This is a genomic window from Clostridium sp. KLE 1755 (assembly GCF_000466465.2).
Classification (GTDB): domain Bacteria; phylum Bacillota; class Clostridia; order Lachnospirales; family Lachnospiraceae; genus Eisenbergiella; species Eisenbergiella porci.
Genome location: NZ_KE992693.1, coordinates 189405 through 210381, shown reverse-complemented (window position 1 = coordinate 210381; position 20977 = coordinate 189405). Strand labels below are relative to the sequence as shown.

Here is a 20977-nt window from a genome sequence, read left to right as displayed (position 1 = left end):
CTGATTGATGTTATTATACAGTATATATACAAACTACGCAATTGCATAAAATCAATGTACTTATTGTATGGAGACTGCATCCATTTATAATTGTTTCCTGTTAAAGAGCCAGATTGCAGTCAGCAATCCTGAGATGGATATGCCAATGGAAATCAATGCAGGTATCAGAAAATCCGATACGGCAGCCATGCCGGAAATTAAATCCACATTTTTCGTAGTCAGGATAAACGGATTGAAGCCGGCAAGAGGTTTGATAATGCCAAGTAAAGAGATAAGGGCGGCAATACCGCCTGTAAAAAGTATGCTTGTAAAGGTTTGTTTAAAAATGACACAGCCAACCATAAGAATACTCAAATAAAGAAAACCGGCTATCCAAAGGGCAAATGCTGCAAATGCAACATCAGGCAGATTTGTATTATCCCATAAGTAAGCTGTATAACCGTAAGCCGCACCATAACTGACCCAATAGCAAAGGGTCATAAGAATGGCTGCGACAGTAAATTTTGCTAGGATGACAGCCTTACGTGACAGCCCTTTCGTTACCATTAAAATTAAAGTCCCTTTGGAGTATTCAGTTGACAGACAGCTTCCGTATAAAATAATAAATGCACTGAAACCAACACCGGAGATATTTTTGTAAAATTGTTTCCACGCATCCAATGCAACGGGTTCTGAATTCATTTCCATATCCGCAGCTAAAGCTGATAAAATCTCGGGTGTGAATTTTGCAAGAAATGCACTTGCTATGCCAAAAGTCAGGAAAACCGCAAACAAGATAAAAAAACGATAATTTTTTATGTTTTCCATAAATTCTTTTTTCACAAAAGCAATATATCCGTTCATTTTGTCACCTCCAAAAATAGACTTTCAAGAGACGGTTCCATAATTTCCATTTTGACAGGACAAAGCCCCATTTCGGCAAAGACCAGGAAAAGTGAGTGCTGCACCTTTTCCATATTCCGGCTGTGAATAATGATTTCCCTGTTGGTTCCCTCTGAATTGGGAAGGAGAGGTTTTACAGTTTCCTGTTCCCTGAAAATCCGCAGCTCATTATCAGTTGAAAATTCCAAAAGCAGACTGTCATGCTCGTGCAAAGCCTTAATTTCTGCAAGGGTGCCGCAGACAGCAATTTTCCCGTCATTCAAAAAAGCAGCATGGTCACAAATACGTTCCACATCGGAAAGAATATGGGTGGAAAACAAGACTGTTGTTGTACTGCTGATTTTGCGGAGAATATCTAATATTTCTTTCCTACCTGCCGGATCAAGCGCACTGGTCGGTTCGTCACAAATCAGAAGCCGGGGCTTTGTCAGCAAGGCCTGTGCAATTCCAAGACGCTGCTTCATGCCGCGGGAAAAACCGCCGATTTGTTTCGTTACGCCGTCTAAACCAACAAGGGTAAGCAGCTCCTGTCCCCGCTGCGTAATCTCAGTTTTTGATAAACCAATCACTTCCCCGCAAAGGGTTAGGTAATTTAGCGGCGTCATATAATTATAGAACTCCGGGACATCGGGCAAATATCCGATATATTGATTTGTCTTTGTCTGCCCAAAACGAACCGGTTCGTTACAGACAAAGATACTGCCGCTGTCAGGCTGCAGTAAGCCAAGTACCATTTTCATAGTTGTTGTCTTCCCGGCACCGTTTTTGCCAATAAAACCGAAAACACTTCCCTCCGGCACAGACATGCTGAGGCCGTCTATGATTTTTTGCTTTCCAAAACTTTTTGAAAGATTTTGTATGGTTAGTACATTCATTCATTTTCCTCCTTCCCGAACATAAAATAGAAGATTGGCCCAAAAAGCAATAAGACTGTGGCAATGATAAGCCACAGGGTTTTATTGCCGAAATGATAATGCGGATGCCGTAAAATATGAGCCACAGCAGCTGCTGCAAGTGCTGAATCCACAATCAGAACAGGAATAAGCAAAGGCAGAATCCTAAGTAAAGTGTCCAAAATTTAACCTCCTGTAGTTGGTGAATGTTATAATAGTATCATAATGCTAATATTATCATATTGATAATAAAAGATCAATAGAAACCGCCCTGATTTGAGGGCGGCAGTTTTAGTTATCCAATTTTTCAGCCGGAGATATGATTACGCCAATTGTCCGTAATTTACGCTCTGCATTTGGTTCATTATTTTTTACTGCACTGATAGTTTTAGAAATTTCCGTTACAAGGGCTGTCAGTTCTTCATCCGATAAATAGAGAGGGGAAAGAGAAAAGCCGGTCATATCCTCCTTAATATTTATATTTGGGGACTGGCAGTACTGTTGAAATTGTCTGGCAAAGCCCATGATATACTGCATAAAATATTGCATATAAAGTTCGCCGGAGTTTTCTTCCAATATTTTTTCCATATTGGAATTGATATTCTGTGCAAGGGCATAGGTTCTTTCTACGGTGCCGCGCACCTGAGTTTCTTCAACTACCTTCAAAATTCCGTCATGCAGCATCCTCTTCAAATGGCGGTATAGGGTAGCAGGTGGGATATCGGTGTATTTATCGGACAGGTGTTTCGCGGTTGCCTGTCCCTGAGAATATATTTCAAGCAGTAATTTACATTTTACCGGATTGGTTATGCATTCCATAAGTTTATCTGTCATAATTAATTCTCCTGTTTAAATATATGAAAATATTATCACTTTGATAGTAAAGAGTCAATCTGCAGCTGCGGTAAACAAAAAATATATGGATGAAAGGCAGTATTCGCTTCCTGCTGTTACGGACTGTATCCGCGGTCCCTGCCTGGAACGCGGCGCCGAAAAAACAGGTTGCTTTTCCCTGAAAATGCAGTTATCCTGAAAGTAAGCTATTATCATCAGATAGGAAAAATAGATGACCGTTTGTACAGGATAAAAGGACAGAGGAGGTATTGTTATGACTAATTTCAGATTTACAGTAATGGGGGCAGGAAATATTGCAAACAAATTCTGCGATGCGGTGAACCGTATCGCAGACTGCGAGGTGGCGGCGGTTGCGAGTAAATCCATGGAACGGGCGCAGGCCTTCGCACGTAAAAACGGCCTGAAGGCGGCTTATGACAGCTATGAAAAAATGCTGATAGAAGAGAAGCCGGATTGCGTATATATTGCAGTGACCACGGATGCCCATTATGCCCTGACTATGCTCTGCCTGGAACACAAAGTCCCGGTATTGTGTGAAAAAGCAATGTTTGTAAACAGCGCCCAGGCAGAAACAGTATTTGAAAAAGCAAGACAGGAAAAAGTATTTGTCATGGAAGCCATGTGGAGCCGTTTCCTTCCTGCAATAAAGATGGCAAAACAGTGGATGGATGAAGGGAAAATCGGAACGCCGTCTTTCATAGATACGGCTATCGGTTTTCTCGCTCCTGTAGATAAGGATAACCGCTATTACAGTCCTAAACTGGGTGGTGGAGCCGCGTTTGACATAACCGTGTATGCTTATGAACTTACCACTTACATGGCGGGCCGTTCCATCGAAAACATGCAGGTATCCGCAGTATGGAGCGACACAGGAGTGGATTTGTCTGATCAGGTAACAATTTGCTACCCTGGTTTGATGGCGTCTCTGCGCACAAGCTTTGCAGCAGCGCTCCACGAGAGAATGGCAATCTATGGAAGTGAAGGGAAAATAGTCATTCCCCATCCCCATTTTGCCGAGGAGGCTTTCCTTTATAATAAAGACAATGAACTTGTCATGCATTTCCAGGATACTGTGACGGAGAATGGTTTCCTTTATGAAATTGAAGAAGCCGTAAACTGCATCAGGGACGGGCGTATTGAAAGCCCGGTAGTACCTCACAGCCTTACTCTGGACTGTGCAAGGCTGTTTGACAGGATAAACAGTACCAGGACGTGAAAAATATTCATAGCTGCAAAATATTATACAGAACTCAGAGAGAAAGTCCCGGTTTTCCGCCGGGGCTTTTTGTGTTAAAATAAGGTTGAACGGCAGCAGTCAGGAAAGGGGTGCAGACGTATCCGTCCATCCTGCTGCCCATATACATAAAAATGCGGCTTGAGTCCGCAGAAAGCGGGGATTTTTTATGGGGAAGAGTGAAAAAGTGCTGCAGCTGTGCAGAGAAAACAGCATTCGTATGATTGATTTTAAAATGGTGGATTTGGATGGCCGATGGCGGCATATTACCATACCGTTGGAGCGCTTTGGAGACAGTATTTTTACACAGGGGATAGGGTTCGACGGTTCCAATTATGGCTATGCGCCCATCGAAAAAAGCGATATGGTTTTTATTCCCGATCCGGACAGCGCGGTGATCGATCCCTTTGCGGAAATCCCCACACTTTCCATGACAGGGGATGTGTGTGTCATAGGAACGGATGAAAACAAGCCCTTCGATCAGTATCCGAGAAACGTGGCGCTGCGGGCCGCAGAGTATATGAAACAGTCCGGCGCGGCGGATTCTATTGCGATCGGGCCGGAGTTTGAATTTTATCTTTTTGATACCGTAAACTATCAGGTATCTCCCAGAGGCGCTTCCTATGCGGTGGATACCAGGCAGGCCGAATGGAATACCGGACTTGCGGATACCGGCAACCTGGGATATGAGGTGAAGCATAAGGGCGGCTATCACATCGCCGCGCCCCAGGATATTTCCTATAATCTGAGAAGCAAAATGTGTATGCTCATGGAGGATTGGGGAATCCGTGTAAAATACCACCATCACGAGGTGGGAGGCCCCGGCCAGCTGGAAATCGAAGTGGAGCTGGGAGAAATGGTGGACATGGCTGATAAAACCATGATTACAAAATATATCGTAAAAAATGCGGCTGCCGCAGAAGGCCGGACCGCAACTTTCATGCCCAAGCCTGTTTATCAGGAGGCGGGCAGCGGAATGCATGTGCACATGCTGCTGTTTAAGGATGGCAAACCGGTCTTTTATGATAAAGACGGCTATTCTTCCTTAAGCCGTGAGGCCCATTATTTTATCGGGGGCCTGCTGAAGCATGCGCCCTCCCTGTGTGCATGGACGAATCCATCCACCAATTCCTATAAGCGCCTGGTACCCGGCTTTGAAGCTCCGGTTACCATCGGCTATGCCACCTCCAACAGAAGCGCGGTTATCCGTATTCCGGCATATGCGAAAACGCCGGAGCTGAAAAGATTCGAATTAAGAAGCCCGGATGCCACCGCCAATCCCTACTATGCATACGCCGCCATTCTGATGGCAGGGCTGGACGGGATGGAGAAGCAGATCGATCCGCAGGCCAATGGCTGGGGGCCTTATGACTATAATCTTTATGAGCTGTCCCCCGAGCAGCAGGCCCGTATCCGGTCACTTCCCAAGTCACTGGACGAGGCGCTGGATGCGCTGGAGCAGGATCATGATTATCTGACAAAAAATGGGGTCTTCCCGGAACGGCTGATTCAGATCTGGCTGGAAAGAAAGCGGAAGGAAAGCAGGGCAATCAGCCAGATCCCCCATCCGGCGGAATTTGGCGCTTATTATGATTTATAGTGAAACACTGCAGGATTGGAGATGATCATATGGCAGTGACAGCCGGATTTATGCTACCTCACCCTCCTTTGATTGTTCCGGCAATCGGAAAAGGTGAAGAACAGGCGATAACAGACACGCAGGAGGCATACCGGAGGGCGGCGGAGGAAATTGCAGCCCTCCGTCCGGAAACGATTGTGGTGCTGTCGCCGCATACGGTGATGTATGCGGATTATTTTCATGTGGCCTCTGGACATTGGGCGTCGGGAGATTTCGGACAGTTCCGGGCGGGGCAGGTTAAGCTGGAGGCGGAGTATGACACGGAATTTGTCCGGCAGCTCTGCAGCCTTGCCGACAGGGAAAGTTTCCCGCTGGGAACGCTGGGAGAACGGGACAGACAGCTGGATCACGGCGTCATGGTGCCGCTGTATTTTGTGAACCAATATTATGACGGCTACCGGCTTGTCCGCGTGGGGCTTTCCGGCCTGTCCCTTGCCGAACATTACCGGGCCGGGCTGCTGATACAAAAGACAGCGGAGCAGCTGGGCAGAAGGACCGTAATTATCGCCAGCGGGGATCTGTCCCACCGCCTGAAGGAGGACGGCCCTTACGGATACAAAGAGGAAGGACCGGCTTATGATAAGCGGATTATGGAAACCATGGGCAGGGCTTCTTTTGGAGAACTCCTGGAGTATCCGGAGAGTTTTTGTGAAAAAGCAGGTGAGTGCGGACACCGTTCTTTTACCATTATGGCAGGCTGCCTGGATCGCAGGGCTGTGGAGGCGCACAGGCTTTCCTATGAAGGCCCCTTCGGTGTGGGTTATGGAATCTGCACCTATACGGTAACGGGAACGGATGAAGCCCGGGCCTTCCTGAAACGGTATGAAGAAAAGCAGCACAGGAAAGCGGTGGAAGATAAGGGCAGGGAGGATATCTATGTGCGGCTGGCAAGGAAATCCCTGGAAACCTATATCAGAACCGGCAAAAGCCTGACGCTTTCCAGGGCGGAGGAAGAACTTCCATCCGAAATGCTTGCTCGCAGGGCCGGCGTATTTGTTTCCCTTCATAAAGACGGCATGCTGCGGGGCTGCATCGGAACCATTGCGCCGGTTACCGGCTGTGTGGCGGAGGAGATTCTCAGGAATGCGGTAAGCGCAGGAACACAGGACCCAAGATTCCAGCCGGTGAAGGAGGAAGAACTGGAACGGCTGGTTTACAGTGTGGACGTGCTGGGAGAGCCTGAAGCGATCACTTCCAAAGAAGAGCTGGACGTGAAGAAATATGGCGTAATTGTTACAAAGGGGAGAAAACGCGGGCTGCTGCTGCCCGATCTTGACGGCGTGGACAGCGTGGAAGAGCAGATTGCCATCGCCCGGAGAAAAGCAGGCATCCGGGAAGAGGATGAGGTGAGCCTGGAACGTTTTGAAGTGATCAGACACGGTAAAAAGGGGTAGTACCAGCCAAAAGCAGAAAAGAGCTGCGCATGGCAGAAAAGAGTGTGCAAGCGGAGAAGAGCCGCGCATGGCGGAAAGGAGCATTGAATGGCAGAAAGGCAGATACGCTGTCCGGTATGCATGCATCACTGTCTGCTTCAGCCGGGGCAGATCGGGCGGTGCCGGGCAAGAAAAAATGAAAACGGGAAAAGCCGCCCGGTAAACTATGGAAGGCTGACTGCCCTCGCGCTGGATCCCATTGAAAAGAAGCCGCTCGCCATGTTTGCACCGGGAAGCAGGATTTTATCGGCAGGCAGCTTCGGCTGTAATCTAAGCTGTCCCTTCTGCCAGAATTATGAGATATCCATGTGCGAGGAGGAACCTGAAACGGTTTATGTTTCCCCTGAAATGTTGGCGGAAAAAGCCCTGGAGCTTCAAAGGCAGGGAAATATCGGCGTGGCCTATACCTATAACGAACCGTTGGTGGGCTATGAATATGTGCGTGATACGGCGGCGCTGGTGCGCAGGGCGGGAATGAAAAATGTTATTGTGACCAACGGCAGCGTGACGGAAGAGGTACTGGAGGAAATCCTTCCATTTACGGATGCCATGAATATTGATTTAAAGGGCATTACGGACGCCTTTTACCGAAGCCTGGGCGGAGATTTGGAGACTGTAAAGCGGTTTATCAAAAGGGCGGCCCCGGCCTGCCATGTGGAGCTTACCACCCTGATTGTCCCCGGTGAAAATGATTCGGAGGGGCAGATGGAGCAGCTGGCGGCCTGGGTAGCAGGAGTTGACGATAAAATACCGTTACATGTGACCCGTTTTTTCCCCAGATGGAAAATGACGGATCGGCCGCCCACAAAAGTGGAGACTGTCTACCGGCTGGCGGATGTCGCAGGCAGGCACCTGAAGCATGTGTTCACAGGTAACTGCTGAACTGGCCTGGAAAACAGCAGACTTGGCATATATTACCATAAATAACTGCCTTGGAAAAACATTTGACAGTTCAGAAAAATAAAACTATAATGACTAAAACAAACAAAATGGTCAAAAAATAAAAATGCCGGTGAAAAGAGGTGCTGCCATTGCCAAAGTCATACTCGGATCAGGAAAAAGAATATATCATCAGGCGTTTGAAGGATGAGGCAATGAACTGTATGTCCGTTTATGGCATCCGCCGTACCACGGTGGATGAGCTGGTGCGCCGGGTAAGGATACCGAAAGGGACTTTCTATTTGTTTTATGATTCCAAGGAACAGCTGCTATTTGAAGCTTTGATGGAATTTCATGAAAAAATAGAAACACAGCTTCTGCAGCGTGTGGAGCGTATGTCCGGCAGAGAGCCGGAGGTGGAGGCAATAACGGATTTGCTGATGGATTTTTTCAGACAGGCGGATGAGGCTCCGGTGATCCGTCTGATGAACTCTGGTGAACTGGAAATTCTGGCAAGAAAGCTGCCCCAGGATGAACTGGCCGCCCATTTTTCGGAGGATGCTGGAATGGCGGAGACTGTCATTGCCAGACTTTTCCCTGGCATGGAGGGAGAGGCGGAGAAGGCTGCGGAACAGTTCGGAGATGCATTCCGGACAGTTTTTGCTGCAATGATTTATGGGCATGAGGGAGGAATGACCGGAAATACGGATTCACTCAGACTTTTGCTCAGGGGCCTTGTGCTGCAACTGTTTGAGTTATATGACAGCAGAAAAACAAACAGGGATACTGAATTAAAATAAATATAGCCAATGTGTCCGCTGCCGGCACAAAACAGGCGGCGGACATTATTTTATATTTTATTTGACTGTTAATAACATTGTAGTCAAATAGTAAAAGGAGGAGTGTTATGATAGAAGTAAAGGATCTCACATTCAGCTATGACAAAAAGCCTTTTATTGAAAAAATGAATTTTTCGGTGAAAAGCGGAGAAATTTTTGGCTTCTTGGGTCCTTCGGGCGCGGGAAAGACCACTGTCCAGAAGATTATGACTGGATTGATAACGAATTATCAGGGAAGCGTTCGGGTGAATGGAACGGAGTGCAGGAACCGGACGCAGGCATTTTATGAAGATATCGGCGTAGATTTTGAATTCCCGGCCTTGTATGAAAAGCTGACGGCGCGTCAGAATCTGGAGTATTTTGCCTCGTTGTACGGCAGGGTGTGCAGGCCGCCGCAGGAAAGCCTGGAAAAAGCGGGACTGGGAAAGGATGGTGATAAGCGGGTATCCGGTTTTTCCAAAGGTATGCGCTCCCGCCTTGCCTTTTTGCGGGCGCTGCAGCATGATCCGGGCCTTCTTTTTCTTGATGAGCCTACAAGCGGGTTGGATCCGTCCAACAGCCGTGTGATGAAGGATATGATTCTGGAAGAGAAGGAGAAAGGAAAAACAATTATACTCACGACCCACAATATGCATGATGCCGCAGAGCTCTGCGACAGGGTTGCCTTTATAGTAAATGGCAGGGTATGTGCGCTGGATACGCCCCATAACCTGATAATGGGCAGGGGGGCAGCTAGGCTTTCCTATACCTGGAAACGGCAGGACGGCGGGGAAGGGCGGGGAGAATGCCTTTTATCCGATACCTCGCAGGATGTAAGACTGAACAGGCTGATGGCAGAAAACCGGCTCACCTCCCTGCACAGCAGTGAGCCGGATCTGAACGATATTTTTCTGGAGATTACAGGGAGGGCGCTGGTATGAGAATTCTTCGGCTGACGGCCGGTGATATCCGGTTTCAGATTACCTATGGCTTTTGGTTTTTATATGCAGCCCTTACACTTATTTATCTGCTGCTTTTATCGGCATTGCCGGTTACGTGGCGGAGTGTGGCAGCAGCGGTGCTGATTTTTTCCGATCCAGCGGCAATGGGCCTTTTCTTTATGGGTGCGTGCATTTTGTTGGAGAAAAGCCAGAGAGTGCTTCAGGTTCTGGCGCTCTCCCCGGTGCGGATTTGGGAATATATGGCGGCAAAGGCAGTATCCTTTGCCCTGATTTCACTGGTCGTCGCGACAGTGTTGGGCTGTTTTGCAGGCTTTGGACCACGGCGGCTGGCCTGGGCGCTTGTGGGAACGCTGTATGGCTCCCTGCTGTTTTCATTGCTGGGAATGGCCGCAGCCTCGGGCATAAGCAGTCTGAACCAATATCTGCTTGTGACGGTCCCCATAGAGATGATATGCTTCGTCCCTCCGGCGCTGTGCCTTCTGGGAGTTAAAGGCCCGGTTGAATTTTTCCCTACGGTGGCCTGCCTGAAAATGCTGCTGGGAACTGAGACTGTATGGTATGAGCTTTTGCCGGTTTCGGTGTTCACTTTGCTTTTATTGGCGGGATTTGCATGGCTGCGGATGAATAAAATGTGGAGCTGTCTTGGAGGGGCGAAGCTATGAAGGCACAGAAAAAGGCTTTTTTACAAATGCTGTCTGTTATTGGAAAGGACGGTATGCTTCTAATGGCATGTCTGCTTCCCGTAGTGTGCGGTATCCTGTTTCGGTTGGGCATCCCTGGAGTGGAAGCACTGCTTTGTACATATTTTCAAAAGAAGGAGCTTCTTAGCCCTTTTTACGGACTGACGGATGTGTTCTATTCTATGCTTGCCCCGGCCATGTTCTGCTTTGCCGCCGCAATGGTGGTGCTGGAAGAAAGGGATGAGGGCATGGCCTCCTATCTGTGTATTACGCCGCTTGGCAGGAATGGCTACCTGATTTCCCGGCTGGGCGTTCCGGCGGTTCTGGCGGCTGCGGCCTCAGGCGCTTTGCTGGTTCCTTTTTCCCTGCAAAGGCTGCAGGGGCCGGCTGTGGGAATCCTGGCGGTTAATGGCGGCGCTTATGGCCTGCTGTATGCTTTATTGATCCTGCGTTTTTCATCAAACAGGCTGGAAGGGATGGCGGCTGCGAAACTGTCCTCGCTGTTAATGCTGCCGGCTGCCGGCGCATTTTTCATCCATGACGGAATGAAGTACCTGCTTTGGATTTTCCCTTCCTACTGGGCCGGCCTTTCCTTGAGTGAGCAGCAACCGGCGCTGGGGCTTGCAGGGATTGTATGTGCGGCAATATGGGGGCTGCTGTTGTTATAGCCCATAGCCCGCATATTCTCTGATGCGAAGCCTGTTTTCGGCCGCAAATTAAAACGCAGGTCTGGCTGAAGATTCAAAGTATAGACGCTTCGGCGTGTATCCACAGACTTTCGGCGCTGGAGAGCGCAGTTGAAGGTGTCAGGAAAACGGAGCTTGCGCCGGAGATAAAAAGCCGGCCTGAAGGACTTTTATCAGGAGCACAGGCTGTAATGCCAGCAGCCCGGACAGTACCCAAAGCTGCTGTTTCCATAACTTTCCACGATCACAATGCTGTTTTTTGTATTATTATGTGTTTGTAACATATTTGTAACAAATTCGTAATAATTGTAAAGGAGACAGCAATGAGAAAATTAACATTACTTACAGCAGGCGCAGTTACGGTATCTGTTCTGGGAATGGCGGTGGGGATTGCTCCCGGCTCGGCATTAACCGCACACGCAGCTGGAAACAGCCGTGGAATACAGAACGCTGCCTATAAAAATATGATAGTTATTCAGGGCAGCAGCGCGGAGGATATCAAGGATAAGCTGAACGGCCTGGGAAATTCCTTTGGCTCCATCCAGTGGGGCGACTGCCCGGTAATCATTCCTCCCTGTGATACGTTTCCGGGAACGCCCGGCGGCGATCAGAATACAGGAAAGCCGGATGGCAGCCTGCCTGATACAGGAAAGCCCGATAACGGCACGCCGGATCAGAATAAGCCGGGAACCGATCAGCCGGACCAGGGCAAACCGGAGCAGAAGCCGGATCAAAAGCCGGATCAGAACGAACCGGGCCAGGACAATCCCGACCAGGAAAAACCGGGCGGAGATACGGGAAATGATGGAACACAGGATAATGAAACCCAGCTTTCCTTTGCTGCCCAGGTGGCAAGGCTGGTAAATGAGGAACGTGCAAAAGCAGGCCTGTCCCCGCTGCAGGTTGTTCAGAACGTACAGGCGGCCGCACAGGTAAGGGCGGTTGAAATCAAGACGTCCTTTTCCCATACCAGACCGGACGGAAGAGATTTCAGTACGGCGTTGAAGGAGCAGGGCGTCAGCTACAGAGGCTCCGGCGAAAATATTGCCTGGGGACAGAAATCCCCGGAACAGGTTATGGAAGGCTGGATGAACAGCGCAGGACACCGTGCCAATATCCTGAATGAAAAGTTCACTTCTATCGGCGTGGGCTATGTGCAGATTGGCGGCGTGAATTACTGGACACAGCTTTTTACCTATTAAAATAACGATTCTGCAATGAAACAAAAAGAAGGATCAGCCCCAGAGAAATCTGAGGCTGATTTTTTCTTTGGAATCCTGCGGACAGAACCTGCGCCAGAACCGGGGGCATATTACAGGATTGGCCTCCTTCGGCAGCTTCCTTCATCGCTGAGGGGAAGATCCTCATACCCCGGCCGCCCAAAGGTATGTCCCGGAGCGGCAGGAGAGCCGCAGGAAGGGGAACGGTAGGAAAAATAGGAATGAAGGAAACAGAGAATTCCGCCCAGGAGCAGTACGAGAAAGAAAAAACAAACGGCTATGCCGATGGCAAATACTATACCTGTGGAAACCGGACTCAGGAAAGTAAGAAATGCGGCGAGCGTCAGACAGGTGCCTCCCGTAACCGCCAGATTGCCGCAGCAGTAATAGGCCTCCCTCAGCCGGGCTTCATTTTTGGCCGCAAGAGATCCTGCCAGTATTGCCGCCAGTATGATGCAGGCGAACGCGATGAGCACGATAAAGAAAAGGGACGGGTTTGCCAGCGTCAGTATCCCGTTTGCAAAGAGTGTAAAAATAGTGAACGCCAGCAGCATACCGACGACAATGGTGATAATGCAGAATTTAGTAGCATTTTTCATAGGTATCCTCCTTTCTTCGGAAAAAATTTGGGGAAAGTTATACTCCCATACCTTAAGATATGCCGGGAAACAAAAGGTGTGGCTTTTACAGGCAAAATAGAATGGTATCTGTGAAAAAAATATGTTATGATTTAAATGTGTAGTAACTTAAAGCCGCACTTGCCGCAGAGCCTTTGCCTGGAATGTATAGCGGCCGGTTTGTGTGAGCTGTGAACAGACAAATAAGCACATGGAGATTCTCATGATAAAAATAACAGTATGTGATGACGATCCGGATGTACTTGAAACTATTGTGGAGCTGATAAAGAAAAATTATGGAAACTCAGTGAGTATATCCGTCTGCAGTCAGGTACAGCGTCTGTTGGAAGAATGGCAGGCCTCCGGGGACAACAGGGCGGATATTGTTATTATGGATATCGTCTTTGAGCAGAATAACGGCATTACTGCGGCTAAGACGCTGCAGCAGCTGACCCGGAATGTAAAGATCATATTCATATCGGGCTACCTGGAATATGCGGCTGATATTTTTGAGGCAGATCCCTTTTACTTCCTGGCAAAGCCCATAAAAGAGAAAAAGCTTACAGATGCAATAGACAAGGCTTTGGAGAAAATAAAAGAGGAAGACAGGAGCTGCCTCCTGCTTCAGTCCCGTGGAGAAATTGTTAAAATTAAGATAGATGATATATGGTATGTGGAGAGCAGCCGCAGGAATCTGACAATTTATGAAGCAGGCGAAAGCAGCCGCGTTCTCATGAAGCTGAGTGACATGGAGAAGCTGCTGCCGGAATATTTTCTGAGATGCCATCAGAGCTATCTGGTCAACATGGACCGAATCAGGAAATTTACGCTGGATGGAATCGTATTGATTGACGGCAGAGTGATACCTGTAAGCAGAGCCAGATATACGGAAACGAAGGACAAGTTTCTTAAGAACCTGGGAGAAAGGCTGATATGATAGAGATTTATGGCTGTTTTCTGACCCTGATCATAGGATTTATTACCTGTTTCCTTTTTTATCAGATTCTGATACCGAGAAGGGGAAGAAGGCTGACGGCCTGGATCGTGGGGGCAGCGGGCATGTCTGTCTGCAGCCTGCTTCTAAAGCCGCTGGTGCAAAGCCTGCCCCTGTGGATTTATACGGCAGTTATGATGTTCATTATGGCGGTTTTTTTGTTCCTGTTGTACCGGATAAAAATAAAGGAGGCGCTTTTGTGGTCCGTTTTAAGCTGCGGCATCCAGGCTGTAACCGAGCTTATGGCGGTGGGGCTGCTGTTTTGTATCCGCAGGGTGAATTATGAGGCGTTATATGTCCTGAATGAGCTGCATGTAACCGCAACGCTGTTTGCATGTATCATTGAAATGTTTTTTATCATGCTTGTTCTGGTTATCTGGAAATTCCGGGTGCAGGGAAAGCGCAGGAAAAATATCCTTCTGCTTATAACGATTCCGGTATACCAGCTGGCGCTTCTTGGCTGTATGTTTTACATGTGCAGCGATTTTTCCCGGGAGGTTCTGGGCGCGGGAATGCTGATTGTCCTGTTCAGCCTGTTGCTAGACTGGCTTACGGCAGGATTGATCGACGGACAGAACCTGAGGGCGGAAATGGAAGAACAAGTGAACCGCCTGAATGAAGAACGGAGAAAAGAACTGGAATACTGTGCGCAGAACAGCCGTTATCTGGAAGAGGTGCGGCTCATGAGGCATGATTTCTCCAACCAGCTGCAGCTGGTGGACGCGCTTTATGCGCAGGGCGGTAAGGAAGAACAGATCCGGGAACTGATGGATGAACTGAAGAAACGGGTAAATGGAGCGGAAAAGTAGAAAATCGGCTCCTTTTTGCTTTCAGGGAAAAGTGGTGTGTGATGGAATGGATATATGCGGGATTCCTGCTTTCCGCCGGCGTCATGATTGGCGTGGCGGGCTGGAAATTCATAGTGCAAAAGGTACGGAGCCGTTCTCTGCTTCTGGTGGCGGCGGTTCCGGTTTATCAGCTGATTATGGCGGCCTGCTTTTTTTATGTATGCAGGGACCGGGATGAAATGGGATTTTTCCCGGGAGCGGTTCTGCTTTTTTTCAGCTGGACCGTAAATGCCATGGTTCTCCATGCGGTGGAGAATCTTCTTGCAGTGCGCAGGCTCCAGAATGAAATACAGACGCTGTACGAGCTTCGTCAGGAAAACCGGGATATTCACAGGCTGGGGGTGCAGTATGAGCAGGAGAGGAGGCGGATTTGGCGGGACTGCATGAGCCGTCTGGACAAGGCTTATGAAATGCTGGAAGAGAAGGAAGACTTCGGGACGGTGAGAAATACGCTGGAGGATGCCTTCCGTCAGATCCGCACCTGTGAGAGAGCCGTTTACTGCGAAAATCCCATTGTGAATTCCGTGCTGGTGCTGAAAAAAAGATTGGCGGAGGAAAAAAATATTCCCATGCACATTGTTACCTGTGTGGATAAGGAAACAGGTGTGGACCCGCTGGATCTTTGCAGCCTTTTCTGCAATCTGATTGACAATGCCATTGAAGCATCGGAGAAAATCACGGATGGGGATACAGAGCGCTTTATTAAGATTTCTGCAGACTGCCGCAGCGGTTTCCTTATCCTGCGGGTGGAGAATACGGCACAACAGGTGCCGGAGTTCAAGAACGGCGTCTGCCGGACGAGCAAGAGCACGGATAAGGAGCTGCACGGCCTGGGGTTAAAGCTGGTAAGGCAGATCGTGGAGGAATATGACGGCAGGATGGAGATAAAGACGGCAGGCCGTAAATTCACGGTAACCGCCTGTATAAGGACGGATGCGGACAAAATCATTCCTTCAGCCACACATCCATAAGCCCTGCATCCCTTCCGGTATCCAGAGAAGGGAGGACGCCCCGGTCCCGAAGGGGGGAGTGGCCGTTTATTCTGGTATAAGCCCTGTAAAAGGAAGAATAATCGCCGAACCCCGCCTGCGAAGCCGCTTCCTGGGCGCTGTAGCCGGTAATGAGAAGCTGCTGCGCCGCCGTGATCCGCTTGTGCAGCAGATAATCAAAAACGGTGGTTCCCGTAGCCTTGCGGAATACCTTATTCAAATGGTGTTTACTGATAAAAAAGCGTTCTGAAAGCTGATCCAGCGTAATATTTTCCTTCAGATGCTGGTTTAAGTACCAGATTATACGGGTGACGGTGTCCGGTGCGCCGGTCAGGGAGGGCGCGCTTTCGCAGGCATCCCCCATGGAAACGATCTGGGCAAGCAGGGCTTCCACACACACAGGAAGCAGCGCATCCCGGAGCGCTTCATTTTTCAGGGCGCAGTCCTCCAGCGCCTCAAAATAACAGGGAATGCGGTACCGGTCCACCTGCTCATAGTAAATCCTCCGGGAGGGCTGTTTCTCAAAGGCCGGAAACGCAGATAAAAGGAAGGAACGTCTCTCTAAAGAGAGGATATCCGGATGAAAATGGATGGAAAACCGTTTGTAGGTTTTTCCTCCGTTTATTTTTACCCCGTGGAACTCATGGGGGGACAGCAGCAGAAGGCTGTTGGGCGTGGGCTTATATTGCCGGCCCTCCACCAGATAGTCCACGTCCCCGTCCAGGAAGAAATAGACCTCGTAAAAATTGTGACAATGAAGGAAATAGTCCTCCGTAGCCTCATCGCTTTCCCTGTAGCCGAGGCTGACCTTATCCGTATGTATAAAAGCGGCTGGATTCATTGATTAAGCTGCTCCTTTCCTGCGTTTAAATTGCTTTTTCCCGCGGCCTGTGCTGCCTGACAAGCAGGGCAGGCGGATCTTTGCATTCTTTCTTTTGGCAACTGTTTTACACTCTGACAGCTGCATCTTTTTACAGAATAATCCACCACCGCTATTTTTGCAATAAAAAAGTTCCTATATACAATGGTAAAAATATGGCCGGAAAGCTATATTAGAAAGGAACAGACCGGTACGTAAAAAGGGCCCGTCGGGCAGTACATATCCCGGAAAACATGGGAAAAAGCCGGCACAGAAAGGAAATGACAGTATGAAGACAGGAGCGCAGCTGTATACGGTAAGGGCGTACACGCAAAATGAAAAGGACTTTTCCTGCACCATAGGGAAAATTGCAGAAATGGGTTACAAAACCGTGCAGATATCAGGCATTGGGAAGGATATCAGGCCGGAAAGAGTCCGTGAAATCTGCGATGGGGCAGGGCTGGAAATCGTACTGACCCACAGCGATGTGAACCGTATTCTCAATGATACGGAAAATCTGATCAAAGAGCACGATATCCTGGGAAGCCGCTACATCGGGCTGGGCGCGATGCCGGACAAGTACCGCACGAAGGAATGGATAACCCATTTTATGGATGATTTCAGGGAGCCGGCGAAGAAAATAGCGGATGCCGGAAAGCTGCTCATGTACCACAACCATAATTTTGAATTCCAGAAGCTTGCCCCCTGCAGGGACAACGGCGCAGATCGGGAGAAGCGGATTATTGAATATCTGCTGGAGGGCTTCAAGCCGGAGGAAATGGGCTTTACCCTGGATACCTACTGGGTGGCTGCGGCAGGCGGCGATGTGTGCCAGTGGATCGCGGAACTCTCCGACAGGATTCCCTGCGTGCATCTGAAGGATATGGCCGTGGAAGGCTTCAGCCAGCTGATGGCCCCCGTAATGGAAGGAAATCTTAATTTCCCGGCGATTCTGAAGGCGCTTGAGAATACCAGCTGCGAATACATGCTCGTGGAGCAGGATACCTGCCAGGGAAGTCCTTTCGACTGCCTGAAAACAAGCTATGACAATCTGGCGGCTGCCGGATACAGATAAAAACGAACAGGGGAAAGAGAGGATACTTTCATCTATGGAAAAAGTCAGGTTGGGAATTATCGGAATCGGAAACATGGGAAGCGGCCACTGCGGCTCTATTCTGGAGGGAAAGGTGCCGGATATGGAGCTGGCGGCGGTAGCTGATTTAAGAGAATCAAGAAGGGAATGGGCCAGGGAAAACCTGCCTGAATCCGTCCGTATTTTTGAAGACGGGGACGCCCTGATTGCCTCCGGCTGCTGCGACGCGGTCCTGGTGGCAACGCCTCATTACGAACATCCCAGGCTTGTTATGGAGGCCTTTGCCCATGGCCTTCATGCGCTGTGTGAGAAGCCTGCGGGAGTCTATACCAAACAGGTGCGGGAAATGAACGAAGCGGCGGCGAAAACCGACAGGGTATTTGCCATGATGTTCAATCAGCGCACCAACCATGTATACCGGAAAATGTATGAAATCGTCCACAGCGGCGAGTACGGGAAAATAAAAAGAGTGAACTGGATCATTACCGACTGGTACCGCACCCAGGCCTATTATAATTCCGGCGGCTGGCGGGCTACCTGGGACGGAGAGGGCGGCGGCGTCCTGCTGAACCAGTGCCCTCATAACCTGGATCTGCTGCAGTGGATCTGCGGCATGCCTTCCAGGGTGCAGGCCTTCTGCCATGTGGGTAAATGGCATGATATTGAGGTGGAGGATGATGTGACGGCATATCTGGAATTCCCGGACGGAGCCACAGGCGTATTCGTTACCACCACCGGGGATGCGCCGGGAACCAACCGGTTTGAAGTGACCCTGGAACGGGGAAAGCTGGTATGTGAAAACGACAGGCTGAGCTTCTACGAGCTGGAGGTCAGCGAAAGAGAGTACTGCTATACGGCGACGGAAGGCTTTGCCAAGCCTGCCGGACATGAGGTCACTCTTACCACCGATGGGGAAAACCCTCAGCATGTGGGCGTGCTGCGCGCGTTTGCGGCGAATATCCTGCGCGGCGAGCCGCTTATCGCCCGGGGAGAGGAAGGCATTAATGGCCTGACCCTTTCTAACGCCATGCATTTATCCAGCTGGCTGGGCAAACCCGTGGACATTCCCTTTGATGAGGATCTGTTCCTGGAGAAGCTGAACGAGCTGAGAAAAACCTCCAGGGTGAAGGAAAACGTACAGGAAGTGACCTTCAGTACGGCAGGAAGCTACGGGACAAAAGAGGAGACATTATGAAATCAGTCATAGTCGGATGCGGCGGCATTGCCACCGTCCATGCCGCAAGCCTCAGCCAGTTGGGAGAAAGCGAGCTGGCTGGCTTTGCGGATATTAAAAAGGAAAGAGTGGAGAACTTTGTCGCTAAATATGGAGGAAGGGCTTATTCCTGCCTGGAGGAAATGCTGGCGCAGGAAAAACCGGATGTAATGCACATCTGCACCCCGCATTATCTGCATGTCCCCATGGCGGTATATGGCCTGACCCATGGCGTGCATGTATTTATGGAGAAGCCTCCCGTCATCTCCGGAGAGCAGCTTGCGCAGCTGGAAGAGGCGGTGGCCGGAAGCGACAGGCGTCTGGGCCTGTGCTTCCAGAACCGTTATAATCCCAGCGTACAGGAAGTAAAGAAGCTTCTCGCTTCCGGGGAAGCGGGCAGGATCCGCGGGGCCAGAGGACTTGTCACCTGGAGCAGGGGCAGGGAATACTACACGGAGAGCGGCTGGCGGGGCAGCCTTGCCACAGAAGGTGGCGGGGCGCTGATTAACCAGTCCGTACATACATTGGATTTACTGGCATATTTTTTAGGAACTCCCCTGGCTGTGGAGGCCGGCATACAGAACCACCACCTGAAGGGCATCATCGAGGTGGAGGATACCATGGAGGCTTATATCCGTTTCGCGGACAGCACCGCCTGTTTTTATGCTACCACGGCCTATTGTGACGATGTGCCGCCTTTGATTGAAATTTCCTGTGAAAATATGACTATCCGGATCGAAGATCTGGACGTTACCTATTATTACAGGGACGGCCGCGTGGAAAAGCCTGAGATAGACAGGAAGGAATCGCTGGGAAAGAGCTACTGGGGCTGTGGGCATAAGGATTGCATCGGGGATTTCTACCGTTGTGTGCGCACCGGGGAACGTTTTATGCAGGATCTTCCCGGAATGAGGGAAACGATCCGTCTGATGCTGGGCGCCTATGAATCCGCCCGGACCGCAAGACCTGTGGATTTATAAGAAAACAATGCGTTACAGCAAGGAAGGATAATTATATATGGAACGCAAGCTTTTACACAACTCACCCATCAGCTGCTTTGCTGATGAGATAGATTCCTCTGTAGATAAGCAGATTGCACTGCTTAAAGAGCTGGGGATCTCCTGGATAGAATTCCGCAGCGGAGACGGAAAGGGCGTGGCTGATTATACAGCAAAAGAAGCGCAGGCGCTGCGGGAAAAGCTGGATGGCGCCGGTATCCGCATTTCCGCCCTGGGATCGCCCATCGGTAAAATAGACATTACCCAGGATTTTGAGCCGCATTTTAAAACCTTTCAGGCAATGGCGGAGCTGACGAAAATTTACGGGACTGACAAAATCCGTATGTTCAGCTTCTTTATGCCGGAGGGTGCGGACGTGTCGGCATATCGTGATGAAGTGATGAAAAGGATGTCCCGCCTGGTGGACTATGCCGCATCCAAAAATCTGGTGCTGCTTCATGAAAATGAAAAGGACATATATGGGGATTTGGCGCCCCGCTGCCTTGACCTGATGAAGGAATTTTATGGCAGCAGCTTCCAGTGTACCTTTGATTTCGCGAACTTTGTACAGTGCGGGCAGGATACCTTGGAAGCCTATGAAATGCTGGAGCCTTATATTTCCTATGTACATATCAAGGACGCCCTCTTTGAAAACGGCAGCGTTGTGCCTGCCGGAGAAGGAGACGGACAGGTAGCGGAAATCCTGGGCAGACTGGAGAAAAAAGGGTTTGACGGCTTTTTGAGCCTGGAACCCCATCTGGCTGATTTCGCCGGATTAAAGAACCTGGAAAAATCAGCGGCAAGCCGCGGAAGGACCGATGGGGAAGAAGCCTTCTGCACCGCATACCGTGCCCTTCAAAAGATATTGTATTAGAATTAGCTAAGGGTAGAGGGGCCTGGTGTGTGCTCCCGGCCGCCCTGCCATGATCCGCGCCGGTCAGTCCCAAACCGGTTCCGTCCAGGCCTTTCCGGGCTGTGCGGGGGATATTTTATGTTCCAGACTTAAAAAACGGGGTGTTTTTAACTGTCCCGGAACGTCAGGTTTCTGTCAATGCAACTGAACTCCTCGTGAGCGGCTTCCGCCGTCTCACTTGTCAGGCAAGTTGCTAAGGACGACAGAAGCCTGCCGTCCCGGGGCAGTAAGAAACATCACCGTTTTTTTATTCCCGCGAGCAACGAGCCAAG

22 protein-coding genes and 1 pseudogene are annotated in these 20977 nt (G+C 49.7%); 17 read left to right on the top strand and 6 right to left on the bottom strand.

Translation table 11 applies throughout. The features are described from left to right. Positions 1-84: 84 nt before the first annotated feature. The 4 genes from HMPREF1548_RS10400 to HMPREF1548_RS10385 form a co-directional block, all read right to left on the bottom strand. Positions 85-843: an ABC transporter permease gene (locus tag HMPREF1548_RS10400; RefSeq protein WP_021636009.1), complete on the bottom strand. Its 759-nt coding sequence runs from the start codon at positions 841-843 to the stop codon at positions 85-87. Then, a complete protein-coding gene (locus tag HMPREF1548_RS10395) occupies positions 840-1757 on the bottom strand; it encodes an ABC transporter ATP-binding protein (RefSeq protein WP_021636008.1) in 918 nt (305 codons plus the stop codon). Before HMPREF1548_RS10395 ends, HMPREF1548_RS10400 begins: the two co-directional genes overlap by 4 nt. After that, on the bottom strand, positions 1754-1957 hold the full coding sequence (locus HMPREF1548_RS10390) for a PLDc N-terminal domain-containing protein (protein WP_021636007.1): 204 nt from the start codon (positions 1955-1957) through the stop codon (positions 1754-1756). Before HMPREF1548_RS10390 ends, HMPREF1548_RS10395 begins: the two co-directional genes overlap by 4 nt. A gap of 109 nt (positions 1958-2066) precedes the next feature. Then, entirely contained in the window at positions 2067-2609 is a 543-nt protein-coding gene (locus HMPREF1548_RS10385) for a helix-turn-helix domain-containing protein (protein WP_021636006.1), read from the bottom strand. A 274-nt stretch (positions 2610-2883) separates the two neighbouring features. On the opposite strand from HMPREF1548_RS10385, the gene HMPREF1548_RS10380 reads away from it, so the two are divergent. From HMPREF1548_RS10380 to HMPREF1548_RS10340, 10 genes and pseudogenes are all read left to right on the top strand, one after another. Next, positions 2884-3846 carry a Gfo/Idh/MocA family protein gene (locus HMPREF1548_RS10380; RefSeq protein ID WP_021636004.1) on the top strand — a complete coding sequence of 321 codons (963 nt, stop codon included), beginning with the start codon at positions 2884-2886 and terminating at the stop codon, positions 3844-3846. A gap of 187 nt (positions 3847-4033) precedes the next feature. Then, positions 4034-5464, top strand: a complete 1431-nt coding sequence (glnA, locus tag HMPREF1548_RS10375) for a type I glutamate--ammonia ligase (RefSeq protein WP_021636003.1) — start codon at positions 4034-4036, stop codon at positions 5462-5464. Positions 5465-5493: 29 nt separating this feature from the next. After that, complete coding sequence (gene amrA / locus HMPREF1548_RS10370) at positions 5494-6897, top strand: AmmeMemoRadiSam system protein A (protein ID WP_021636002.1); 1404 nt, start codon at positions 5494-5496, stop codon at positions 6895-6897. 87 nt (positions 6898-6984) lie between these two features. Continuing rightward, positions 6985-7818: an AmmeMemoRadiSam system radical SAM enzyme gene (gene amrS / locus HMPREF1548_RS10365; protein WP_035321674.1), complete on the top strand. Its 834-nt coding sequence runs from the start codon at positions 6985-6987 to the stop codon at positions 7816-7818. 149 nt (positions 7819-7967) lie between these two features. Continuing rightward, positions 7968-8615, top strand: a complete 648-nt coding sequence (locus tag HMPREF1548_RS10360; protein ID WP_051358357.1) for a TetR/AcrR family transcriptional regulator — start codon at positions 7968-7970, stop codon at positions 8613-8615. A 107-nt stretch (positions 8616-8722) separates the two neighbouring features. Beyond that, positions 8723-9574: an ABC transporter ATP-binding protein gene (locus HMPREF1548_RS10355; RefSeq protein WP_021635999.1), complete on the top strand. Its 852-nt coding sequence runs from the start codon at positions 8723-8725 to the stop codon at positions 9572-9574. Then, a complete protein-coding gene (locus HMPREF1548_RS10350; RefSeq protein WP_021635998.1) occupies positions 9571-10257 on the top strand; it encodes a fluoroquinolone export ABC transporter permease subunit in 687 nt (228 codons plus the stop codon). The genes HMPREF1548_RS10355 and HMPREF1548_RS10350 overlap by 4 nt, the downstream gene beginning before the upstream one ends. Further along, positions 10254-10943 carry an Rv2686c family ABC transporter permease subunit gene (locus HMPREF1548_RS10345; RefSeq protein WP_021635997.1) on the top strand — a complete coding sequence of 230 codons (690 nt, stop codon included), beginning with the start codon at positions 10254-10256 and terminating at the stop codon, positions 10941-10943. The genes HMPREF1548_RS10350 and HMPREF1548_RS10345 overlap by 4 nt, the downstream gene beginning before the upstream one ends. A 56-nt stretch (positions 10944-10999) precedes the next feature. After that, a pseudogene (locus HMPREF1548_RS30835) lies at positions 11000-11153 on the top strand (TfoX/Sxy family DNA transformation protein); the annotation flags it as partial. Positions 11154-11284: 131 nt separating this feature from the next. Next, entirely contained in the window at positions 11285-12163 is an 879-nt protein-coding gene (locus tag HMPREF1548_RS10340) for a CAP domain-containing protein (protein ID WP_021635996.1), read from the top strand. Positions 12164-12273: 110 nt separating this feature from the next. Here HMPREF1548_RS10340 and HMPREF1548_RS10335 read toward each other — a convergent pair whose 3' ends face one another. Next, on the bottom strand, positions 12274-12780 hold the full coding sequence (locus HMPREF1548_RS10335) for a hypothetical protein (protein WP_025489668.1): 507 nt from the start codon (positions 12778-12780) through the stop codon (positions 12274-12276). A gap of 241 nt (positions 12781-13021) precedes the next feature. Here HMPREF1548_RS10335 and HMPREF1548_RS10330 point away from each other — a divergent pair, with 241 nt between their 5' ends. The 3 genes from HMPREF1548_RS10330 to HMPREF1548_RS10320 are packed head-to-tail and all read left to right on the top strand — an operon-like array spanning position 13022 to position 15611. Further along, positions 13022-13735 (top strand): LytR/AlgR family response regulator transcription factor, encoded by a 714-nt coding sequence (locus tag HMPREF1548_RS10330; RefSeq protein WP_035321673.1) that lies wholly within the window; start codon positions 13022-13024, stop codon positions 13733-13735. Beyond that, positions 13732-14601: a Spo0B domain-containing protein gene (locus tag HMPREF1548_RS10325; protein ID WP_021635992.1), complete on the top strand. Its 870-nt coding sequence runs from the start codon at positions 13732-13734 to the stop codon at positions 14599-14601. The genes HMPREF1548_RS10330 and HMPREF1548_RS10325 overlap by 4 nt, the downstream gene beginning before the upstream one ends. Positions 14602-14642: 41 nt before the next feature. Beyond that, complete coding sequence (locus HMPREF1548_RS10320) at positions 14643-15611, top strand: ATP-binding protein (RefSeq protein WP_021635991.1); 969 nt, start codon at positions 14643-14645, stop codon at positions 15609-15611. On the opposite strand, the gene HMPREF1548_RS10315 is transcribed toward HMPREF1548_RS10320, so the two are convergent. Beyond that, on the bottom strand, positions 15586-16470 hold the full coding sequence (locus HMPREF1548_RS10315; RefSeq protein WP_021635990.1) for an AraC family transcriptional regulator: 885 nt from the start codon (positions 16468-16470) through the stop codon (positions 15586-15588). The two genes, HMPREF1548_RS10320 and HMPREF1548_RS10315, sit on opposite strands and share 26 nt — an antisense overlap. Before the next feature lie 307 nt (positions 16471-16777). On the opposite strand from HMPREF1548_RS10315, the gene HMPREF1548_RS10310 reads away from it, so the two are divergent. Genes HMPREF1548_RS10310 through HMPREF1548_RS10295 form a run of 4 tightly spaced genes read left to right on the top strand, consistent with a single transcriptional unit; the run spans position 16778 to position 20666 of the window. Continuing rightward, complete coding sequence (locus HMPREF1548_RS10310; protein ID WP_021635988.1) at positions 16778-17563, top strand: sugar phosphate isomerase/epimerase family protein; 786 nt, start codon at positions 16778-16780, stop codon at positions 17561-17563. 34 nt (positions 17564-17597) lie between these two features. After that, entirely contained in the window at positions 17598-18776 is a 1179-nt protein-coding gene (locus HMPREF1548_RS10305) for a Gfo/Idh/MocA family protein (RefSeq protein WP_035321756.1), read from the top strand. Further along, entirely contained in the window at positions 18773-19774 is a 1002-nt protein-coding gene (locus tag HMPREF1548_RS10300; RefSeq protein WP_021635986.1) for a Gfo/Idh/MocA family protein, read from the top strand. Before HMPREF1548_RS10305 ends, HMPREF1548_RS10300 begins: the two co-directional genes overlap by 4 nt. A gap of 37 nt (positions 19775-19811) precedes the next feature. Then, the gene (locus HMPREF1548_RS10295; RefSeq protein ID WP_021635985.1) at positions 19812-20666 is read left to right on the top strand and encodes a sugar phosphate isomerase/epimerase family protein; all 855 of its coding nucleotides are present in this window, start codon (positions 19812-19814) and stop codon (positions 20664-20666) included. The last annotated feature ends 311 nt before the right edge of the window (positions 20667-20977 follow it).